Source organism: Amycolatopsis sp. NPDC051071 (assembly GCF_040682875.1).
GTDB lineage: Bacteria > Actinomycetota > Actinomycetes > Mycobacteriales > Pseudonocardiaceae > Amycolatopsis.
On sequence record NZ_JBFBBY010000152.1, the window covers coordinates 1 to 16981 of the forward strand.

At 68.8% G+C, this 16981-nt stretch carries 16 protein-coding genes; 6 read left to right on the forward strand and 10 right to left on the reverse strand.

Going from position 1 to position 16981, the window contains the following annotated elements; all coding sequences use genetic code 11:
• Nucleotides 1–48: 48 nt before the first annotated feature.
• From AB0M65_RS33010 to AB0M65_RS33020, 3 genes are all read right to left on the reverse strand, one after another.
• Nucleotides 49–933 carry a lytic murein transglycosylase gene (locus AB0M65_RS33010; RefSeq protein ID WP_364036581.1) on the reverse strand — a complete coding sequence of 295 codons (885 nt, stop codon included), beginning with the start codon at nucleotides 931–933 and terminating at the stop codon, nucleotides 49–51.
• A gap of 131 nt (nucleotides 934–1064) precedes the next feature.
• Complete coding sequence (locus AB0M65_RS33015; protein WP_364036584.1) at nucleotides 1065–1547, reverse strand: helix-turn-helix transcriptional regulator; 483 nt, start codon at nucleotides 1545–1547, stop codon at nucleotides 1065–1067.
• Between the two features lie 354 nt (nucleotides 1548–1901).
• Entirely contained in the window at nucleotides 1902–2042 is a 141-nt protein-coding gene (locus AB0M65_RS33020) for a hypothetical protein (protein ID WP_364036627.1), read from the reverse strand.
• Between the two features lie 157 nt (nucleotides 2043–2199).
• On the opposite strand from AB0M65_RS33020, the gene AB0M65_RS33025 reads away from it, so the two are divergent.
• A complete protein-coding gene (locus tag AB0M65_RS33025; RefSeq protein WP_364036587.1) occupies nucleotides 2200–2985 on the forward strand; it encodes a crotonase/enoyl-CoA hydratase family protein in 786 nt (261 codons plus the stop codon).
• Nucleotides 2986–2995: 10 nt separating this feature from the next.
• Complete coding sequence (locus AB0M65_RS33030; protein ID WP_364036590.1) at nucleotides 2996–3535, forward strand: GNAT family protein; 540 nt, start codon at nucleotides 2996–2998, stop codon at nucleotides 3533–3535.
• Nucleotides 3536–3765: 230 nt separating this feature from the next.
• On the opposite strand, the gene AB0M65_RS33035 is transcribed toward AB0M65_RS33030, so the two are convergent.
• Entirely contained in the window at nucleotides 3766–4908 is a 1143-nt protein-coding gene (locus AB0M65_RS33035; RefSeq protein WP_364036593.1) for a CaiB/BaiF CoA-transferase family protein, read from the reverse strand.
• A 32-nt stretch (nucleotides 4909–4940) separates the two neighbouring features.
• Nucleotides 4941–6092 carry an acyl-CoA dehydrogenase family protein gene (locus AB0M65_RS33040; protein WP_364036596.1) on the reverse strand — a complete coding sequence of 384 codons (1152 nt, stop codon included), beginning with the start codon at nucleotides 6090–6092 and terminating at the stop codon, nucleotides 4941–4943.
• Between the two features lie 106 nt (nucleotides 6093–6198).
• Here AB0M65_RS33040 and AB0M65_RS33045 point away from each other — a divergent pair, with 106 nt between their 5' ends.
• The 4 genes from AB0M65_RS33045 (at nucleotide 6199) to AB0M65_RS33060 (ending at nucleotide 10434) form a co-directional block, all read left to right on the forward strand.
• Complete coding sequence (locus AB0M65_RS33045; protein WP_364036599.1) at nucleotides 6199–6813, forward strand: TetR/AcrR family transcriptional regulator; 615 nt, start codon at nucleotides 6199–6201, stop codon at nucleotides 6811–6813.
• Between the two features lie 9 nt (nucleotides 6814–6822).
• The gene (locus tag AB0M65_RS33050) at nucleotides 6823–7791 is read left to right on the forward strand and encodes a hypothetical protein (protein WP_364036602.1); all 969 of its coding nucleotides are present in this window, start codon (nucleotides 6823–6825) and stop codon (nucleotides 7789–7791) included.
• Between the two features lie 229 nt (nucleotides 7792–8020).
• Entirely contained in the window at nucleotides 8021–8707 is a 687-nt protein-coding gene (locus tag AB0M65_RS33055) for a hypothetical protein (RefSeq protein WP_364036605.1), read from the forward strand.
• Between the two features lie 116 nt (nucleotides 8708–8823).
• On the forward strand, nucleotides 8824–10434 hold the full coding sequence (locus AB0M65_RS33060) for a succinic semialdehyde dehydrogenase (RefSeq protein WP_364036608.1): 1611 nt from the start codon (nucleotides 8824–8826) through the stop codon (nucleotides 10432–10434).
• A 280-nt stretch (nucleotides 10435–10714) separates the two neighbouring features.
• Here AB0M65_RS33060 and AB0M65_RS33065 read toward each other — a convergent pair whose 3' ends face one another.
• The 5 genes from AB0M65_RS33065 to AB0M65_RS33085 form a co-directional block, all read right to left on the reverse strand.
• Entirely contained in the window at nucleotides 10715–13738 is a 3024-nt protein-coding gene (locus tag AB0M65_RS33065) for an AAA family ATPase (RefSeq protein WP_364036611.1), read from the reverse strand.
• Between the two features lie 63 nt (nucleotides 13739–13801).
• A complete protein-coding gene (locus AB0M65_RS33070) occupies nucleotides 13802–14014 on the reverse strand; it encodes a hypothetical protein (protein ID WP_364036615.1) in 213 nt (70 codons plus the stop codon).
• 186 nt (nucleotides 14015–14200) lie between these two features.
• Nucleotides 14201–14410 carry a DUF397 domain-containing protein gene (locus AB0M65_RS33075; protein ID WP_364036618.1) on the reverse strand — a complete coding sequence of 70 codons (210 nt, stop codon included), beginning with the start codon at nucleotides 14408–14410 and terminating at the stop codon, nucleotides 14201–14203.
• Between the two features lie 13 nt (nucleotides 14411–14423).
• Nucleotides 14424–15350 carry a helix-turn-helix transcriptional regulator gene (locus AB0M65_RS33080; protein WP_364036621.1) on the reverse strand — a complete coding sequence of 309 codons (927 nt, stop codon included), beginning with the start codon at nucleotides 15348–15350 and terminating at the stop codon, nucleotides 14424–14426.
• Nucleotides 15351–15809: 459 nt separating this feature from the next.
• The gene (locus tag AB0M65_RS33085) at nucleotides 15810–16709 is read right to left on the reverse strand and encodes an acyl-CoA thioesterase II (RefSeq protein WP_364036624.1); all 900 of its coding nucleotides are present in this window, start codon (nucleotides 16707–16709) and stop codon (nucleotides 15810–15812) included.
• Between the last annotated feature and the right edge of the window lie 272 nt (nucleotides 16710–16981).

Consider the following 16981-nt stretch of genomic DNA (forward strand, 5'->3'; position numbering starts at 1 on the left):
CTTCCCTCGACTCAGCCGAGGGAAGGGGGCCTTCACGCGCTAACAAGCTCACTTAGCGGCCTGAACGCCCTTCGCGTAGTCATCCGCCAGGCCGAACACCTTCTGCGCGTACTCCGTCGAGTTGTTGTACGACAGAATCCCCTGCCACCACCCCGACGCGGCCGACATGTCACGATTGCCGACGCACAGGTATCGCGCCGCCGCCAGCGTCGCGTCGTCGATCTGCTGCGGGTCGCCGACGCCGTCGCGGTTGCCGTCGGCGGCGTAGCGACGCCAGGTGCTGGGGATGAACTGCATCGGGCCGACGGCGCGGTCGACGGCCGCGTCGCCGTCGAACTGGCCGCCGTCGGTGTCACCGATCGCCTTGACGCCGGGTGAGCCGTCGAGCGGGACGCCGATGATCGGCTTCGACGGGCGCCCGTCCTGGCCGAGGACGGCGCCGCCGTACTGGCCGTGGTTCGACTCGATCCGGCCGATGCCGGCGAGCGTGGCCCACGAGATCTTGCAGCCGGGCTGCATTTGACGCATCGCCAGTTCGGCGTTGCCGTAGGCGAGCAGCGCGCGGGCCGGGATGCCGGTGGCCTGCGCCGCCCGCTCGGTCCACGCGGCCAGCGGATCCTTGCCCGGTTTCGGCTGCGCCTGCTGCGGCACGGTCTGCTGGGCCGCGCCGCCGGCGGGGGTGGCGTTGACCGGGGCGATCGACCCCGGCCGGACGTCCGCCGCCTTGACCTGCAGGGCGGGGATCTCCATCGTCGTCGGGCTCGCGACCGGGGCGGACGCCTTGGTCACCAGCCAGATTCCTCCCCCGGCGAGGCCGAGCACGGCCAGCACGATCACCAGCCTGCCGAGGACGGCGGCGCCCACCCCGCGGCGTGGCGGAGTGGGCGTGGCCGGGTCGGCGACGAGCTCGTCGTTTTCCGGGGTGGTGCGCACGAAGCGAGTCCTCCAGCGTGGGCGGCGATCACGACCGATGCTCGAACAACGAGCCCGCGCAGGTTAGCGTTACGCGGTCTTCGAGATCGTCCTTGCCACGCCGGTTCACCCGCGCGTGCGAGAAGTTCTCATCAGGCGGACTTCTGTTGCCTCGCCAGCCGCGCGACGCACCAGGCCGGGGCGCTGCCGCGGCGAAGGTGCTGCAAGACGGTCATCGGGCCGAGACGACGGCTCAGGTCGGACGGGGCGAGCCCGGCCGCGCGGTAGTCGAGCGCGCGCTGGTCGAGCGGGCTGAGTCCGGCGTCCCACCAGGCTTCGGCCTCGGCGACGCCGCCCACCATCTGCCACCAGCCGGCGGCCGCGACGAGCAGGTCCTGTGGGACCTCGGGGAGGCGGCTGCGCATCGCGTCGACGTAGCCGGGATCGGCTGCCTCGACCGGCGCCCAGCGGGCCTGGCCGGACTGCTGGCGCTGGCCGGGGATCCCGGGCGCCTGACGGGGCACATCGGCGAGCCACGCCGACGCGATCCGGTCGACCTCCTGCTCCTCGGGGGTTTGCTCGCGCTCGGCGGCCCACTGCCGGATCAACGCATCGACTCCGGGATCTCCGGTCATCCCTGCCTCCTCATGATTCCCCGACTGACAAGTCCTGACTTACTTGCCCGGCTGAATGTTCCGCTTTCAGCCCTGAGGCTTGCACCTGCGGAAACTCTTCGCCCAGGAGACCGGCTCCGGCGCCTGGAGAACCAACCGATCACGCAATGTGAGCACCGTAGGGGCGCGGAGGTCTTTTCCGCCAGAGCTGGATGGGCACGAATTCGTCGACCAGCGGGTTTTCGGGGCCAATCCACTCGGATGGTCGAGTCGCCCGACCGAAATCTGGGACGGGTGACACTGAGTGATATCCCCAGGTGGCCGCGCAGAGTGAACACCGGTGTCAGCAGGGACACCGGTGCGGGGACGCAAAGGTCAGGAGAAGACGCTTCGCACGAACGTCACGATGGCTTCGGCTCCGGACCGAAGCCAGCCGAGAGCGGTGTGGACAGCGTCGGCGGACTGGGTCGGCCTGCTGATCAGAAAGAAGAGCACGAGCGCGACAACAGCGATCACAACGAATTTCTTCAAGCCGGGCGACATGGCTCCATCCCATCACACCGTAGTGTCCAGACGATGACTCCGCGCGCACTGCGGACTTTGTCACCACTTTAAGGAGATTCGGGCCCCGCTGCCCACCCTGCCCACCCGGATTCGTCCCAGGGAGCGATCGATGAGCGAAAATGTCCTCGTCCACCGGGACGGACCAGTGACGACGATCACACTGAACCGGCCCGAAGCCCGCAACGCGGTCGACGGTCCGACCGCGTCCGCGCTGGCCGACGCGTTCCGCGCCTTCGACGCCGATCCCGAAGCGGCCGTCGCCGTCCTCACCGGTTCGGGTGACGCTTTCTGCGCCGGAGCCGATCTGAAGGCCATCGGCACCGACCGCGCCAACGCGCTCAGCCCGGCGGGTGACGGGCCGATGGGGCCGACGCGGATGGCGTTGTCGAAGCCGGTGATCGCCGCGGTCCACGGGCACGCCGTCGCGGGTGGCCTGGAACTGGCGCTGTGGTGCGATCTACGGGTCGCTGACAGCACGGCCGTCTTCGGGGTGTTCTGCCGCCGCTGGGGCGTTCCGCTGATCGACGGCGGCACGGTGCGCCTGCCCCGGCTGATCGGGCACTCACGCGCGATGGACTTGATCCTCACCGGCCGCGCGGTCGATGCCGGCGAGGCGCTCGCGATCGGGCTGGCGAACCGGGTCGTACCCGACGGCGAGGCGCTGACGGCCGCACAGGCACTGGCGCGCGAGCTGGCCGCCTTCCCGCAGTCCTGCCTGCGTGCCGACCGACGGTCCGCGTACGGCCAGTACGGGCTCACCGAAGAGGAAGCCGTCCGGGCCGAGTTCTCGAACGCGCTGATCAGCGGCGGGCTCGCCGAGGAGGCCGTCGAAGGGGCAGGCCGGTTCAGCGGCGGCGCGGGGCGTCACGGCACCTTCGAGAACCACGCGTCCTAATCTCTCAAAAATGGACGAGTCCGGAGTCGCACTCAGACCGGTGCGCGAAGCAGACCTGCCGACGCTCGAAGCACTGACGAACGATCCGGCGGCCTCCGGGCCGTTCGAATGGCACGGCTGGCACGACCCCGGCTTCCTGCACCGCCGCTGGACCGAGACCGGCATGCTCGCGGCGGACAACGGGATGCTGATGATCGTGCTCGACGACCAGCGCCTCGGATTCGTCTCCTGGCACAAGACCAGGACCGGGGCGACGTCCTACTGCTGGAACGCCGGCCTGATGCTGATCCCCGAGGCCCGCGGGCACGGTTACGGGACGACGGCGCAGCGGCTGCTCGCCCGGTACCTCTTCGCGCACACGCAGATGAACCGGGTCGAGGCGACCACGGAAGCGGGCAACGCCGCGGAGCAGCGATCCCTGACGAAGGCGGGTTTCACCAAGGAGGGTGTGCTGCGCGGCTACGGGTTCCGGGACGGGGCCTGGCGCGACCACATCCTCTACTCGATGGTGCGGTCCGATCTGGACCCCGCCCCGGAACCCGGCGAGTGAGGGGCAAGGCAATCGTGGCGTGGTGCCCGGGCTCGCTGTGACCGGCTTGTTCGCGGGGTTGGCGGCCAGCGCGAAGGCGTGACTCGCGTGCTCAAGCACGCGAGTTACCCCTTCAAGCACGCGAGTCACGCCTTCAAGCACGCGAGTTTCGGCTCTAAGCACGCGAGTGCGGTGCCGCGCCACCCTAGGCACCAACTCACCCGAAGGCGCAACCTTTGCCTTACGCCCGGCTAAGCGATCGTGCCCGCTGCCTTCAGCCGCTCGATCCCCTCGGCGTCCACGCCGAGTTCCGCGAGGACGTCGGCGGTGTCACCGCCCTTGGGACGCGGCGGTTCGGGTGTCTCCGCCGGGGTCCGGTCGAACCTCGGCGCCGGCGCGGGCTGCACCACACCGCCGATGTCGACGAACGTCCCGCGCGCGACGTTGTGCGGATGCGACGGCGCCTCCCCCGGCGCGAGCACCGGCGTCAGGCACGCGTCGGTACCTTCGGCCTTCGCGACCAGTTCGTCGCGAGTGTGCTTCGCGACGGCTTCGGCGACGATCTTGCGCAGCTTCGGCCATTCGTTCTTGTCGACGTGCACCGGCGTCTCGTCCGGGTCGAGCCCGAGCACCTTCACCAGGTCGCCCCAGAACCGCATCTCGATCGCGCCGATGGCGACGTACTTGCCGTCGGCGGTCTCGTAGGTGTCGTAGAACGGCGCGCCGCCGTCGAGCATGTTCTCGCCACGCCCGCCCGGCCAGAGCCCGGTGTTCAGCAGCCCGTGCAGGCTGGTGGTCAGCAGGGCCGCGCCGTCCACCATGGCGGCGTCGACGACCTGTCCCTTGCCGGACGACTGGCGTTCGAACAGTGCCGCCAGCACACCCATCGCGAGCAGCAGGCCACCGCCGCCGAAGTCGCCGACGAGGTTGAGCGGCACCACCGGCCGCTGTCCCGCGTGCCCGATCGGTTCGAGCGCGCCGGAGATGCCGATGTAGTTGATGTCGTGTCCGGCGACGGTCGCCAGCGGGCCGTCCTGGCCGTAGCCGGTCATCCGGCCGTAGACCAGCCGCGGGTTGCGGGCGTGGACCTGCTCCGGCCCGATGCCCATCCGCTCGGCCACCCCCGGCCGGAATCCCTCGATGAGGACGTCGGCCTCGTCGGCGAGTTTCAGCACCAGTTCGACCCCCTCGGGGGTCTTGGTGTTGATCCCGATCGACCGCCTGCCGCGGGCGAGCGGATCGTTCGGGAAGCTGATGACGTCGTTGCCCGGGGTAGCCCGGTCGATCCGGACGACTTCCGCGCCGAGATCGGCGAGGATCGTGCAGGCGAACGGCGCCGGGGCGAGCCCGGCCAGTTCGACGACCTTGAGCCCGCTCAGCGGCCCAGCCTTCATCGCCACGTCCTTTCCTGGTACGGCAACGATTGTCAGAGTGTGCGGGAGATGATTTCCTTCATGATCTCACTGGTGCCACCGAAGATCCGGGAGATCCGGATGTCGGCCCACGCCCGTGCGATCGGGTACTCGGTCATATAGCCGTAGCCGCCGAACAGCTGCAGGCAGTCGTCGACGACCTTGTTGACCCGCTCGGTGGTCCACAGTTTCGCCATCGCCGCGCCCTGCACGTCGAGTTCCTTGCGCAGATGCCGCTCGATGCACTGGTCGAGGTACGCGCGGGAAACCGCGGCCTCGGTGGCGGCCTCGGCGAGTTTGAACTTCGTGTTCTGAAAGTTGTAGATCGGGCGGCCGAACGCCTGGCGATCCTTGGTGTAGGCGATGGTCTGGTCGATCGCGGCCTCCATCCCGGCGACCGCGGTGACGGCGATGATCAGCCGTTCCTGCGGAAGCTGCTGCATCAGCTGGATGAAACCGAGGCCTTCCTTGTCACCGAGGAGGTTCGCGACGGGCACGCGGACGTCGTCGAAGTTCAGCTCGGCGGTGTCCTGGCCCTTGAGCCCGATCTTGTCGAGGACGCGGCCGCGGCTGAAGCCGGGGGTGTCGGTCTCGACGGCGATCAGCGAGACACCCTGCGCACCCGCGTCCGGGTCGGTCTTCACCGCGACGACGACGAGGTCGGCGTGGAAACCGTTGGTGATGAACGTCTTCGCGCCGTTGATCACGTAGTGGTCGCCGTCGCGTACCGCGCGGGCCTTGATGCCCTGCAGGTCCGATCCCGTGCCGGGCTCGGTCATCGCGACGGCGCCGACCATCGCGCCGGACGCGAATTTCGGCAGCCACTCCCGTTTCTTCTCTTCGGTCGCGTACTCCAGCAGGTAGTGCGCGACAATTCCATTGTGGACGGTGACGCCCCACGCGCTGTCGCCGGAACGGGCCTGCTCCTCGTACAGCACGGCCTCGTGGGCGAAGGTGCCGCCGCCACCGCCGTACTCCTCCGGGATGGACAGGGCCAGCAGGCCGACGTCGCCCGCCTTCGTCCACAGCTCCCGGTCGACCTTCTTGTCGGCCGCCCAGCGTTCCTGGTTCGGTGCGAGTTCCTTCTGGCAGAAGGTCCGGGCGAGGTCCCGGAGGTCTTCGAGCTCCGTCGTGCTCCACGAGCTCTTCTGGATCTGCAAGGGCACGGCCAACGCCTCCTGAGGACGACCTGGAAAACATGACGCTTAGGATGTAAGTTCCAAGCGGAATGTACATCCGTACCGAGCTGCACGTAAAGGGGGTACCGGTCCGGTGAGCGTGATCGGCAGAACCCACCGCACGCAGGCCGAGCGCCGGGAACAGACCCGGGCCGCCCTGCTCGACGCGACCATCGGCTGCCTGGTCGACCTCGGCTACGCGCGTACCTCGGTCCAGGAGATCTGCGCCCGCGCCGGTGTCTCGAAGGGCGCCGTGCAGCACCACTTCTCCGCGAAGGCCGAGTTGATGGCGGCCGCCGTCGAGCATCTGACCGAGAAGCTGCGCGGGCGGCTCGCGGAGTCGATCTCCGCCCTCCCCGGTGGCGCCTCGGGGGTCGCGGCGGCGATCGACCTGCTGTGGGAGGGTTACTCCGGCACGTTGTCCACGGCCGCCACCGAACTGTGGGTCGCGGCCAGGACCGATCCCGAACTACGCGAGGCCATCCGCCCGGTCGACAAGGCGCTGGGCCGTTCGACACTGGAACACATCACGGCGATCGCCGGCGACCTGCCGAAGGAAAGGGCGGAAATCCTGTTCTGGCTCACGGTGAACCTCACGCGCGGTCTCGCGCTGGACGCGGAGCTCGGCGGCGATCCCCAGCGACGTCGTCAATTGCTGGACGAATGGAAGCGCGTCGCGGTGCTGCTTTACCAGGACGCCTCGACGTAAGCTCCCGCCATGGGGAGATCGACGGCGTTCGCCGCACTGACCACGGCCATCCTTCTGCTCACCGGATGCACGGCCGAGCCTCCCGCGAGCACGTCGTCGTCCACGTTGGCGTCCACGCCGCCTTCAGGACCCTTGACGCTGCGCGAAGCACTCGGCGATCCCACGACCGCAGACTTCTGCGGCCTCCTCGATTTCGCCGAGATCGCGAAAACCCATCCGCTGGTCGGGGAACCGGTGATCGGCATGGGTGCCTGCTCGTTCCGGACCGAGGTCGCGGGATCACCCGCCTTGATCAGTTTCGGCTTTCCGGAAGACCGGGCGAAGGAACGCCTCACCGGCGCCACCCCGGTTCCCGAACAGGCGCTCCCTCGCGGCCTGCGGATGCTCCGCTCGGATCTGCGAGGCCAGCCCCTTCTCCACCTTCTTTTCACCGACGACGCCACCCTGCGGGTCGGCACGTACTACGAACGCCGTGAATCCCGGGAAGCCGTCGGCCCCGCATTGCTGGACGTGGTGACGAAAGCCGCCGAAGCCGCCGCCCGGTCGCTCGCGGCGGGCAAGCAGGCCGCGCATCTCGACTACCGCGACCGATCACTGGCCCGGCTGGACGCCTGCTCCGCCCTGTGGTCCGACGGCGAGATCTCCGAGCGGCTTGGCGCGACGGTCGCCGGGAAGGGTGATTTGTCCAAGCACCACTGCGTTTGGGGTGAACAGAACGCGGAACGGCTCGTCCGGCTGGAATTCGGCCTCGGCCCGCATCCGAAGGCCACGACGGGGGTGCGCGAGGAGACGTTGAGCGGGCGCGAATCGTTCGTCCAGGAGGTTTCCGGTGGCTGCACGGTGCTCACCGGCCACATCGGCGGCCCGGATCCGGGCAGGAACCAGGTCGAGCACGTGGTCCTCGCTGTGCAGGCACCGAACGCGTGCGACGTCGCCAGGGCACTGGCGAACAGTGCCTGGCCGAAACTCCCCACTTAGCACGCGCGAAAGCGGATGACCAGAGCACAGGTGACACTTATTTAAGTGGCCGATTCGTGGTGAAATTCCTTGCTGGACAACAGAACCGGCGGAAAGGCCGACCATGAACGCGCCGCAGCAGCAGCCGTACCAACAGACTGGCCCGTTCAGCGTAGTCCAGCCATCCCAAGCTCCCGTCGCGGCGCCACGGCCACCGTCGGACGCCCGGCTCCCTCGGTTGTTCGCCGCGATGATGGGCGTTTTCGCCGCGCTCCTGGTGATCGTGGCGACTTTTCTTCCGCAGTCGACCTACGAACAGCTCTCCGACGGCAAGTCGGTGTCGAAGTTCGCCGAGACCGGCTGGACGAGGTCGTTCGACATCGAGCCGACGCCGGAGGAGAAGGAGTTCTACGACAAGACCCACGTCGCCCGGTACGGCATCCCGCTGTCCGCCGCGGCGCTGCTGCTGATTGCGGGTGCCACGGTCGGTTTCGCCTCCTACCGGCGGAGTTCGGCATCACCGGCGGCGACCACGTCGAGGACACTGCTGATCGCCGGTGGGGCGGGGACCGCGTTCGGCGTCTGGATGTTCGGCATGGACGTCTCGGCGAGTTTGAGCTTCGGCCAGGACACCGGCCGGTTCACCTCGCGTTACGGCACCGGGAGCGGGTTCTGGATCCTGCTGGCTGGCGGGCTGGTGGCCTTGCTCACCATCGGGCTGGCGATCGTGGCGAACAAACGTGAACCCGGGCCGCCCCGGCAGGTCCCCTATCCGGCGCCTTACAACCCTTACGCTCCCGGCGTCCCTCAGCAGCAGTATCCGCAGCCTCAGCAGTACGCGCCACAGCTTCCGACGCCACCCTCGGGCTCCGCGTTGCAACAGCAGGACATCCTTCGCCCGTCACCCGGCAACCCGCCCCAACCCGGCAATATGTGAAACTTATTCATGTCAGCGGTGGACAGTCTCCATACCGGCAGTATGCTGTACTCGTCGGTAACACCTGGGCTCTGCGTGGCGCCTCCCGGCTCCGCGCGGCACTGAACGGAGACGGCATGACGAGCACGACACCGGCGAGCACGGGCCACACCGAAGATCCGGCCACCATCGGCGGCATCCCCGGCGCACCGGCCGCGGCCAGGGCGGAACGGCTCGTGCGGCGGGTCGTGGGCGGCAAGGACTCGGCGCCGGTCCGGATGCGCGCGCCGTTCACCGGGCTGCCGATCGCGACTCTCCCCCAGGCCACCGACGCCGACGTCCGCACCGTATTCGACCAGGCCCGCGAAGCGCAGCGCTCGTGGGCCGAGCGGCCGGTCGAGGACCGGCAGCGCATCCTGATCCGCCTGCACGACCTCGTCCTCAAACGTCAGGAAGAGGCGCTCGACCTCGTGCAGGTCGAGGCGGGCAAAGCACGGATGGACGCCTTCGACGAGGTCAGCGCCACCGCTCTGGTCGCCGCCTACTACGGCAAGCACAGCGCGAAGTTCCTTTCGCCGCGCCGCGCCGCCGGCCTGATCCCGGTGCTGACGAAGGTCGGCGAGATCCGGCATCCCAAGGGCGTCGTCGGGATCATCTCGCCGTGGAACTACCCGCTCGCGCTCACCGCGATGGACGTCCTGCCCGCACTCGCGGCGGGCAACGCCGTCGTGCAGAAGCCGGACAACCAGACCGCGCTCTCCGCGCTGTGGCTGCAGGAGCTCGCCGAGGAGGCCGGGCTGCCCGCCGGTGTCTGGCAGATCGTGCTCGGCCGCGGCTCACGGATCGGTGACGCGCTGGTCGAGGAGTCGGATTACCTGTGCTTCACCGGCTCGACGCCGACAGGCAAGGGGCTCGCCGCGAAGGTGGCGGAGCGGCTAACGAGCTACTCGCTGGAACTCGGCGGCAAGAACCCGATGATCGTGCTGCCCGACGCGGACATCGCCAAAACCGCCACCGGTGCGGTGACCGCGTGCTTCTCCTCCGCGGGCCAGCTGTGCGTCTCGGTCGAGCGGATCTACGTCCACGAGTCCATCCGCGAGGAGTTCACGCGCGCCTTCGTCGCCAAGACGGCGGCGGTCCGCCTCGGCGGCGCGCTCGACTACCGGGCACAGATGGGTTCGCTGACGTCGGAGGACCAGCTGGCGTCGGTTTCGGCGCATGTCGAGGACGCCCGGTCCCAGGGCGCGACCGTGCTCACCGGCGGAAAAGCCCGGCCCGACCTCGGCCCGCTGTTCTATGAGCCGACCGTGCTCACCGACGTCACCGAAGACGTGAAGCTGTTCGCCGAGGAGACCTTTGGGCCCGTCGTGTCGATCTACGGCTACACCGACGTCACCGAAGCGATCGAGCGCGCCAACGACACCCGGTTCGGGCTGAACGCGAGCGTATGGTCACGCAACGGCCGCGCGGGCTGGGAGGTCGCGGCGCGGCTGAAGGCCGGGACGGTCAACGTCAACGAAGGTTTCGCGGCGACATTCGGGACCGTGGGACTGCCGATGGGCGGGATGAAGGAGTCCGGCGTCGGACGGCGTAACGGTGCCGAAGGGCTGCTGAAGTACACCGAGGCGCAGGCGATCGCGCTCCAGCGCGGGATGCCGCTGCGCCCCGGCCGCGGAATCCCGCCGAAGCTGTGGGCCCGGATCCTGAGCACGAGCCTGAAGGCCCTTCGCCGCCTTCCGCGCCGCTGACGCTCGCCGCTCGCCGCAATTATTTCTCTATTGAGGGGGAAGACAAAGGTGGCGTGGTGTCTGGGCTCGCTGTGACCGACTTGTTCACGGGGTCGGCGGCCAGGCAGGGCGAAGGCGTGACTCGCGTGCTCAAGGACGTAACTCGCGTGCTTGAAGGCGTAACTCGCGTGCTTGAGCACGCAACTCGCGTGCTTGAAGAGGGATCTCACTTGCTGGACGCCGAACTCAAGAGTTGCGGTCCTTGCACACGCAAGTACCGCAACTAGAGGACTAAACGCGGTCAGGAAGCGCTTGGCGCGGCCAGGAGGCCTCGGTCGTAGGCGATGGCGACGGCTTCCGCCCGGCGGCTCGCCCCGAGCTTCGCCATCACGCGTGAGAGGTGGACGCTCACCGTCTTCTCGCTGATGTACAGCTCGTCGCCGACTTGCCGGTTGGTCCGGCCGAGCGCGACGCGCTCCAGCACGTCCCGTTCGCGGTCGGTGAGTGGATCGACGACGTCGCGCCGTGGGGCCGCGGGCTCCCCTGGCAGTTCGACACGCGCCCGGTGGCTCAGGTCCCGGACGGCTTCCCGCAGCGGGCAGGCACCCAGCTTGTCGGCCACAGCGTACGCGGCCAGCAGCTCCGACGCGGCTAGCGCGGTGTCGCCGTCGGAGGCCAGCAAGGCCTTGGCGTGTTGCAGACGGCACATCGCCTGCTCGTACACCGCGCCGTACCCGAACGCCTCCACCGCCTTCGCCCACAACGCCGGTTCACCCGCCCCGCGCAGGCAGCTGCCGAGCGCCTCCAACCGGGCGAGCCACGCCAGTGCCTCCGGGCCGAGCGACACCGAACGCGGGATGCCGTGTTCAGCGCAGCGGCGTCCGTGGGCGAGCATCTTCTCACCCGATTCCACCGCGGCCTCAATGGTCGCTTGATCCCCGCGGACCCGGGCTTCGGCGGCCTGCGCGACGGCGGCGGCGAGGCCGTGCACGCTGATCCGGATCCCGCCGAGCATCGCGGGTTCGGTCTCTTCGAGCCAGTCGATCAGCTCGTGGGCCTGCCGCACCGCGCCCGCGTGGTCACGGCGCCACGTCGCGAGCTGGATGGCCGCGTCACCGGCCGCCAGCGCGATCGACACGTCCGTGCTCCAGTGCTGCCGCAGGCCGGGCAGGATCTTGTCCGCGTCCTCGAACCGGCCCCACGCGATGACGAACTGCGCCCAGATGCCCAGGAACCGGGCGGCGACGACACTCGAAACGCCGCGGCCCGCGCGGCCGGCGTCGTCGTCATCCGGCCAGTCCCCGCTGACATACCGCAGCGTGAGGTGTTTGGTCCGCAGTTCGATGCCGAACGAACTCCAGGTCAGCCCGGATTCCTCGGCCCGTTTGATCCCCTTGGCGTAGTACTTCAGCGCGGAATGGATCTCGGCGCGGTCGTCGTAGCTGAGCCCGAGGAAGTGCAGCGCCCGGAGTTCGCCGTTGAGCGCCCCCGAATCGCGGGCCTTCCGCTCGGCCTGCCGCAGCCGTTCCCTTGCTTCCTCGATGTCGCCCGCCGAATCGGCCAGCGTGCCGAGCGAGACCAGCGCGGCCGCCTCCGCCCCTCCCGCGCCGACGGCCCTGGCGTCGGCGACAGCGGCGAGTGCGCACTTCAGCGCCTCCTCGTGCCTGTCGATCAAGCGCAGGATGCCTGCCCTCGTCGCGAGCACCCAGGCCCGCGCGGAGCTCGCCTCGGTGTGTTCCACCAGCCCCCAGGCCCGGTCGATGGCCTCGACGACCTCGTCCAACGTGCCGTCCACCGAAAGCAGTGCCTCCGCGTGACGGCGCCACACCTTGGCGGAACGCTCGTTCCCGGTGTCCGGACCGAGCGCCTCCGTCGCGGACCGCGAATAGGCGACCGCCCGCTCGGGCTCACCCGACGTGCTCGCGAAGTACGAAGCCTCGTGCAGGAGCCGGAGTTCGTCGACATCCGACGGCCGGTCCTGCGGTGGCACCGCGTCCCAGATGGACAGTGCCTGCTCGACGTGCCGCAGCGCCGCGCCGGGCGCGCCCAGCTTCTCGGCCTCGTCCATCGCACGCAGCAACGCCGCGAGCGCGGTGACGAAGTCCTTGCTCTCCAGGCTGTGGTGCGCGAGCCGCGCGTCCTGCCCTCGGCCCTGCGTCCGCGTGCGGATCCGCACCGCGTACGCCGCGTGCATGCGCACCCGCTCCCCCGGCAAGAGGTCGCCGTAGACCGCTTCCTGCAACAAGGCGTGGCGGAAGGCGTAAAAACCGTTCTCGATCACCAGGACGTGGTGCTGCACCGCTTCACGCAGGGCCTCGTCGAGTTCGAGTTCGGCCAGCCCGGAGATCTCGGCGAGCGCGGCGTGCGCCACCGCGTCGTTGGCGACCGAGACCGTACGCACCACCCGTCGCGCGATGGGCGACAGCTGCTCCAGCCGCGCGAGGAGTACGTCGGCGAGCCCGGAGGGAAGATCACGACAGTCCTTCGCGGACGCGAGCAGCTCCTCGACGAAGAAGGGATTGCCCTCGGACCGGGCGACGATGTCGGCGATCATGTCCTGGCCGATCGGCTCGTCGGCCAGCGCCTCGACAAACGCGCGCGCGTCCTCGGCCCCGAACGGTTTGACCTCGACGCGTTCGACCGCGCCCAGCCGCACCACCTCGGACAGCAGGGCCCGCAGCGGATGCCGCCGGTGGACGTCCTCCTCGCGATAGCTCGCCACCACCAGCAACCGCTGGGTGCGCAGCCTCGTCAGCAGGAAGGACAGCAGGTTCCGGGTCGATCCGTCGGCCCAGTGCAGATCCTCCAGCAGGATCGCCACCGGACGGCGCAGCGCGATGGCGGTCAGCACCCCCAGTACCGCGTCGAACAGCTGGAGCTGGCCAAGGTCCTGTTCGGGCCGGAGCCGTTCCGTCGACACCCGTTCGCTCGCGGTGAGCTGACCGTCTTCGATGGCGGGGAAGTCCTCCGCCTGCTGCATCTGCGGCAAGAGCCTGCCCAGCGCGGGCCGGGCACGGACCGCGGCGGTGACCGCGGGATCCGACGTCGTCGCCAAAGGCGCCAGTGCCTCGGCGAACGGAAGATAAGGAAGGCCGCCCTCACGGACGTCGATACAGCGCCCCGTGAGCACGAGGGCGCCGGCGCCGGCGGTGTATTCGCCGAGCGCGGTGAGCAGCCGGGTCTTGCCGACGCCGGCATCACCGGAGAGCAGCACCGCACCGGCCTCGGCCCGTTCTGCACGGGCGAAGGCGGCGCGGAGCTGCCGCATCTCCTGAGTGCGGGCGACGATCGGGATTCCGGAGCCAAGACGGGGCACGAGGTGCATTCTTGCCTACCGGGCCGACAACTTCGCCTGTGTTTTCACCGAGAGCTTCATCGCACTCGGCCTCTACCGGGTGATCTCACCGCTGCGAGCGGGCAGCTGCCCGGTCTCACGGCGCTGCTGGGCGGGCACCTGGACCTCGGCGCGCTGCGCGCGGATCCGTTTGCTCACCCGGCGGGCCCTGTCGACCCACACGCTGCGACCGGCCTTGAGCAGCTGCTCGGTCCGGTAGTCCACTTCGGCCTGTACTCCGACGAGTAGGGCGTCGCTGCTGTTCATCGCTGTTTCCCCTTAGGAACTCACTACCTGGTTTGGTAGTGACCAGATTCGTCCTGAGGGGTGCCCTCCGGCATCGGGTGATCACCTACACCCGGACATGGTTCGACCCCTTACTCCCGCCCATCCCCTGCTCGGGGGGCGTAAGGGGTCGAGTTCCAGCGTCGTCCGGTGCCAGTTCAGCGTCGTTCAGCCCAGGACTGGGCCACCCGCGCGCACGGCGCCGAGCAGCCCGGACCAAGCGTGCGGTGAAAGGCGGAAGGCACCTCCTTCAGGGTCCTTCGAATCCCTCAGTGCGGCGCCGGTACCGGTGAAGGCGACCTCGACGCAGTCGTTGCCGCCCCCGCTGTGGCTGCTCTTGCGCCACCGGGCCTGGGAAAGATCATCGTTGGGCGTCATGCTCCCCACTCCTTTACTCGTGTCCGGGGACTTCGAGCACACCTAAAACGCCCGAGTCCCGATAATGCGGTCTGTCCGGCAGGGCCGCCTGTTCGGCGAACCTTCCGGCGGCCTCGGCGATCACCTCGACCGAGTCGTCCGGCTTCAACGCGGCGGCGCGGAGATGGTCGAACATCAACGCGTATCGCCGGACGTCCGGGGGTTCCTCCAGGTACAGCCCACTGGAGGTGCTGTCGACGTAGACCACGTCGGTGTCGGCCAGTTCGGGGAAGCCCATGATGAGGAACGGACCCTCCATCCCGGGATGGGCACCCGCGCCGAACGGCACGACCTGGACCGTCACGTTGGGCTGGGCGGCCATGGCGACCATCCGGTACAGCTGTTCCGCCATCACCTCGGCCCCGTCGATCGTGCGGTGCAGGACCGCCTCGTCGATCACGGTCCAGTACTCCGGCGGCGACGGATCCGTCAGCAGCTCCTGCCGCGCCATCCTCGCCGCCACCCTGCGCCTGATCTCGGCGTCTTCCGCGTCGGGCCGCATCGCCCTGATCACGGCCTTGGCATAGCGTTCGGTCTGCAACAAACCCGGCACCAGCAGTGCCTGGAACGCCCGCAGCGAACTCGCGTCCGCCTCCAAACCGACGAAAGTGCCGGTGAACACCTCGTTATACGCGTGCCACCAGCCGCGTTTGCGGGCTTCCCTGGCCAGCTGGACGAGTGCCTCCTGCTCGTCGCCCGCGATGCCGTACAACTCGAGCATGTCGCGCGCGTCGCGCGGGGTGACGCCGACGTGCCCGGTTTCGATGCGGCTGACCTTCGACGCCGAGCATTCGAGCTTCTCGCTCACCTCGTCGATGGTGAGGTCCGCAGCCTCGCGCAACCGCCTCAATTCACTCGCCAGTCTCCGGCGGCGCACGGTGGGTCCCTGACCCCTCGTCATCACGGCACCTCCACAGGCTGTCCGAGCAACACCGATCGCGACGCGGCGAGGAGAACAGTGTTCAGGAAACCTCGCTCGAAGCACATCTAACCAGCCCCGGACACATTCGGTGAGATGATCACCCGACCATTTCCCGACACGTCCGGACTTTCATCCTGCAATTTGCAGATTGCCGTTGTAGGTTGAGCATTGTGCAACGCGGTACGTCTCGTCCTCATCGGCGGCGGCGGATCCGCTCGCGGCACGGGCGCGGGGCCGCGAGCTGCACCGATGGGCTTCCGCAAGGATACCCGTCGCAGCCGGATCAACCCGGTGCAGGGCCGGAGCCGTCCCCCGATCGGTTCCGGCCCTCCCTTTATGTCCCAGTCAATGCGTAATACTTTGGCACCAGAGGTTAATGCATTTACCATTCCCTCTAAAGGGTGGGCAAGGCACCTCTTCGATGCGGAACGTCACCGTTCACACCACGCGAAGAAGGCCTTCCTGCACGACAGTCGCGATGTGCGTTCCATCCGCGGCGAAGAACCGGCCGGTGGCCAGCCCCCGCGCACCCGAGGCCGTCGGCGACGCGCTGTCGTAGAGGAACCATTCGTCGGCGCGGAACGGGCGATGGAACCAGAGCGCGTGGTCGAGGCTCGCGCCGATCACCTTGTCGAGGTCCCAGTAGACGCCGTGGCGCGCCAGCACCGAATCCAGGAGCGTCATGTCGGAGGCGTAGGTCAGCACGCAGACGTGCAGCAGCTGCTGATCCGGGAGCTTGCCGTCGGCCCGCATCCAGACCTGGTTGCGTGCGGGGAGCTCGCCGGACTGCCGCGTCACCCACGGCGGGTCGTTGACGTAACGGAGATCGATCGGGCGCGGCCGGTCGTGGTGGCCGATGAAGTAGCCCTCGGCCCGCTCCTGCAACGTCGGGAGCGACTCGGGGTCCGGTACGTCCGGCATGCCCTCGGAGTGCTCGATGCCGCCTTCGTCCTTCTGGAACGACGCGGACAGCGAGAAAATCGCCTTGCCGTGCTGGATGCCCACGACCCGGCGAGTGGTGAAGGACCGGCCGTCGCGGATGCGGTCGACCTCGTAGACGATCGGGACACTCGGGTCGCCGCCGCGGATGAAGTACGCGTGCAGCGAGTGGACCTTCCGCTCCTCGGGCACGGTGCGCCCGGCGGCGACCAGCGCCTGCCCCGCGACCTGCCCGCCGAACACCCGCACCGGCGAATGAGCCGGTGAGACGCCGCGGAAGATGTTCTCCTCGATCTTCTCCAAGTCCAGCAACGCGACCAGCCGGTCGAGCACCGGCTGACCGCCGGTCCCGCCGGAGTTGTCGAATCCGGCCGCGGCCTCCCTGGCCATCTCAGTCATGTAGCGAAGCCTAGGTGGTGAAGGCGCACGGGGCCTCCGTGAGGCTGGACGTTTGTCGCGAAGGCCACCTTCGGGATGCCAAGTACATGAAGGCCCCCTTCCTTGCGCCTAGGTACGCCTAGGTACAGGAAGGGGGCCTTCATGTACTTGCCTCAAGCCTGCGAAACGTCATGAGGGGTGGCCCGGAGGGGTAAAAACAGAATAATGGGTGCCCCCATAACAACCCGGAGGGCGGGGGGGGGGTGGGGGGGGGGGTGGGGGGTGGGGTGTGG